General features: G+C 55.3%; 3 protein-coding genes and 1 pseudogene. 3 read left to right on the plus strand and 1 reads right to left on the minus strand.

Annotated features, from left to right (window positions below; all coding sequences use genetic code 11):
• Positions 1–1,169, minus strand: a pseudogene (locus tag ABI213_RS22545) (IS1634 family transposase); the annotation flags it as partial.
• Between the two features lie 249 nt (positions 1,170–1,418).
• Here ABI213_RS22545 and ABI213_RS22550 point away from each other — a divergent pair.
• From ABI213_RS22550 to ABI213_RS22560, 3 genes are read left to right on the plus strand one after another with little or no spacing between them, the layout of a single operon-like run.
• Positions 1,419–1,784 (plus strand): hypothetical protein, encoded by a 366-nt coding sequence (locus ABI213_RS22550; protein WP_348028743.1) that lies wholly within the window; start codon positions 1,419–1,421, stop codon positions 1,782–1,784.
• Positions 1,785–1,844: 60 nt separating this feature from the next.
• Positions 1,845–2,603: a hypothetical protein gene (locus ABI213_RS22555; RefSeq protein ID WP_348028744.1), complete on the plus strand. Its 759-nt coding sequence runs from the start codon at positions 1,845–1,847 to the stop codon at positions 2,601–2,603.
• A 44-nt stretch (positions 2,604–2,647) separates the two neighbouring features.
• Positions 2,648–4,087, plus strand: a complete 1,440-nt coding sequence (locus ABI213_RS22560) for a CocE/NonD family hydrolase (protein ID WP_348028746.1) — start codon at positions 2,648–2,650, stop codon at positions 4,085–4,087.
• The last annotated feature ends 2 nt before the right edge of the window (positions 4,088–4,089 follow it).

The raw sequence follows: 4,089 nt of genomic DNA on the forward strand, positions 1-4,089 counted from the left end.
TAGGTGAACAATTCGCTCTTGAGATCCACCCGCACGATGCGAGAAAGATGCGCCTCGCACACCTCGTGATAGAAGCGCGCCCGTGCACCGCCATCTGAGAGCTTGCGGCCCCGCGCGAGGCGACCGGCATCCTGGCTGTCTAGCTTGCCCGCCCACTGCGCGGCTTGCTGCTCCAGGGTCTGAATCAGCGCATCACGCTTGGCACCGGCGGCAGTTGCCACCTCAGGATCGTGCGCCACCACCAGACGCAATTGGTTCCACTGGGCCTCACCCAACACCTCCAAATCCTCGGCGCTGGCAGCAGTGCATTGGGCCTGCAGGGGCTTGAGTAGTTCGACGAATTCACCATAACGCCGGCCCGGCACGGCCAAGATGAACTCGAGCTTGCCGCCGCCAGGCAAAGCGATGGCCTGCAGCTCCTGCAGGTTGTCGATGGACAACAAGCCACGGTCGGCCACGGCAATCACCCGTTTGACGGGGAAGCGCTGAATGATCTTCTCAATCGTCGGCTTGAGTGTCCTCACCTCGGCCGTGTTGCCGTCAAACACCTCGTGGTGTAGCGGCAAACCGTCGGCGGTCTGCACCACACCCAGCATCACCTGGCGCGCAACCAAACCTTCCTTGGACATGCCGAACTTGCGCACGTCGTCAGGCTGCTGTGACAAACCCTCGGCACGGATCGTTGTCATGTCGTAGAACACCACAGCCATGTCCTGGTCGACCAAAGGACGCAGCAAACCACAGAGAACTTGCTCGACTTCTTCGTGGTGATCCACCAGCGCATCCATCGCCCGCAGCAGATGCTGGTGCGAGATAGCATTGGAATCTATGCCGGGCAAGCTGACCGTCTCCAGCCAACGCAGCACGCCCAGTTTGGAGTCAGGATCACACAAGCGGTTGAACACCATCACCCGCAGCAGCGCCTCGACATCAATGGTGTGCCGGGTGCGCCGAAAGAGGGTGCGAAGGCGATCAAACCCAAGTGAGTTCCACAACTCGGTAAGCGTCCACACGTCCCCAAAGCCGCGTGCCGCGTCAAAACTCACGTGGGGTGCCTCAGGCAATGCGCAGGGCGCGCGTCCTGTGACGCGCAGCAGACCGGAGATGACAGACTCCAGCCCTGAGTTCAACTGATCGAGACGGCCAAGGGTGGCGACCGTGCGCTGTTTGGGCAAACTGCGTATTCCAGTCCAGGTCGGCCACCCTTTCCAATCCAAAGCCACCACTGATTCCAATCCAAACCCGCCGCTGTGCTCGAACTAAGTTAGCCGGGTAAACGACTCAAGGAAAACCACGCCTGCAAAGCGGACGCACGGGCTACTGCCCTTGCTGAATGGTGACGCGATCCAGCGCGGCGCAGTCACCTTCGAGCTAACGCTGGTACTGGGTGCTTGCCCCAGTTGCCGCTGCAATAGACGGTGAACGTGCAAGGCTTAAAGCCGCAGACCCATTGCACCGACTGGCTGGTGGCTAAGGCTACACGCAGCCTGGAGATGGAGGCCAGCACGGGCGCGGGAGGGAGCAGCAGTGTCGACGTGGCTAATGCGGAGATCGATGCGGAACAATTGACCATGCGCAGAGTAGCGACAGCGTGCCCAGGTTCAGATCTCAACGGCGCGGAATGTAGTTGGCAAATGCGCATCCTCAATTTAGATGACGAACCGACTTGCGCCACTTTTATTGAGGGGGCCCTTTACCGCTGCTTCACATTGCTTTGTTACATTTTTTACAAACAAGAAATATTGAATACAAACCGCATGCATCCGGACGACGGCATTGATTGATGCGAGCGTCTACACCAGTGCCAAAGCTGCATCCGCACCAACGATTTTCCATAGTTGACTATGTATAAAAAATTATCCCGCCAACATAGCCAGCGAAGAGCCCGCTATTGGGTGGCCATTGCATCATTGATCGCCATCGTGTGTAGCCATGCGGCTGTACAAGCAGGAACTTCCGTACCGGCCATCCGTGCAGGCACTGGATCCACGAAAGAAAAAACCATGGCTACACCCGATACCGCTCCTGAGCTGTGGAGTCGCATCATGGCCCTGCTACAAAAGAACAAGGGCTACACCAGCAAAAAGGATGTCGAGAAGGCATTGGGCATTCGCTTCAACCGATCTTGGCATGATCCGGAGTGGGAACGAGGTTGGTCCCATCCAACGACTGACCTCACACACGAATTTCATAAGGCGGATACTGAGCTCGGCCTACAAAAAGTAACCCTTTGGGAGGGTTCTCGCCGTACCCAGTTGATTCTTGAATGGAAATATCCCAGTCCACCAGACCCGTCCGTAATGACGATTGGACCCAGGCTGACACCGCAATGCATGCAGTTTTTGTCGGCAAGGAAGGATTTGAATGCAATAGGCTGGAGCGGCGGTGAAATTGTGTTGAGAAGTGGGCCTTACCCAGAGTCAGTTGGCTTCAATTTGACAGAAGAGACCTCAGCGGTAGTTGAGGCTCGGCATAAAGATTTTGAATGGCCGATAGCAGATACGACTTTTGGACGATCAACCATCTCCATGCAAGCTGCCATGCCGCAATTCGGCTACCCCTGCTTCAATTGGATCAGCATTGATGCATGGCGACAGCCTTAACCGTTTGCCCATGTTTAGGCAATCAACAATAAAAGTACTACAACATGATCATTGTCAGAAAATTGCTGTTTTACATGGCTGCGTTATGGACTGTTTTCTTCTGCGGTCAAAAGCTATCTTCAGCGGCCGAAGATAGCAAAATTTCGCCACCTGCGTCCATGAACGAGCGCGTCATTAGCGTTCCAGGTGATCCCCAGCGTCCGGCCAAGTTGGTTGTGACGGTGCTGACACCTGATGGCGACGGGCCTTTTCCACTGGTGGTAATGAACCATGGTGCGTCCAGCACGCAGAAGCGGGAAGATCAACCGCGCTATCGGTTTGGCTTCTCGTCATACTATTTCTTGTCCCGAGGCTATGCCGTGGCCTTGCCCATGATGCGGGGGTTTGCTGGGTCTGAAGGTCAGCAGACATTGGATGGCTGCAACCAGAAAGCAGTAGGCCTGGACAATGCCAAGGACATCAGTGCAGTCGTTGACTTCATGACTGCGCAGCCCTATGTTGATGGACAGCATGTTGTTGTGGCAGGACAGAGCTTTGGCGGATGGAATACGCTCGCCTTGGGCACGCTTCACCACCCCAAAGTGAAGGGGTTGGTCAACTTTGCAGGCGGTGCCAATATTTCCAGCTGCCGTTGGACATCGTGGACATTGGCACAAGCGACCGAATACTACGGAGCCAACACGACAACGCGATCTATTTGGTTTTATGGCGATAACGACGCAGTGTTTTCGCAGTCAACATGGCACGACATGTTTGAGCGCTATACACGTGCCGGTGGACCAGCGGAGTTGGTGGCTTATGGCAAGTTCATGGACGATTCGCATAACCTGCTTGGGTTTCCGGAAGGTCTGAAAATCTGGGCGCCCAAGGTGGATGCATTTCTAAAACAGGTAGGGCTGCCGAGTGAGGTTACGCATCCTGAATACCTGCCCAAAGATTTTCCGACCGCATCGAATTTTGCGGCTATAGATGATGTGAACGCCGTACCGTATCTCACAGATGAATCGCGCAAGACCTACCAAAAATTCCTTTCTGATCCCATGCCCAGAGTTTTTGTGTTTTCTGTCAAAGGGTTGGCGGCTTCCTTCAACGGTGGTTTTGACCCCTTGGGTCGAGCCATAAAAGCATGCGAGGAACGATCACAGAAGTGCCAAGTGTATGCCGTAGATGGCTACGTGGCATGGGTTCGCCCGACCCAGGCCCCGGCATCCACAAACTTTGCACCGCTCAAGGAGGCGGCCGCCGTACCTTATATGAACGATGCGGCCCGCCAAGCTTATGAGAGATACCTGACGTGGCGAAAACCCAAAGCCTTTGTGGTTGCACCAGATGGCGCATGGGCTGGATCTTCACTAGGAGAAGACCCGCTTGCCGTTGCCATGGCCAATTGCAGCAAGAGCCACCAAGGTTGCAAGTTCTATGCGGTGGACGACCAGGTGGTTTGGACGAAAGAAACTACGTCATCGCCCAACCAATCGCAATAACT

The sequence above is a fragment of the Rhodoferax sp. genome, assembly GCF_039922535.1.
Lineage (GTDB): Bacteria > Pseudomonadota > Gammaproteobacteria > Burkholderiales > Burkholderiaceae_C > Rhodoferax_B.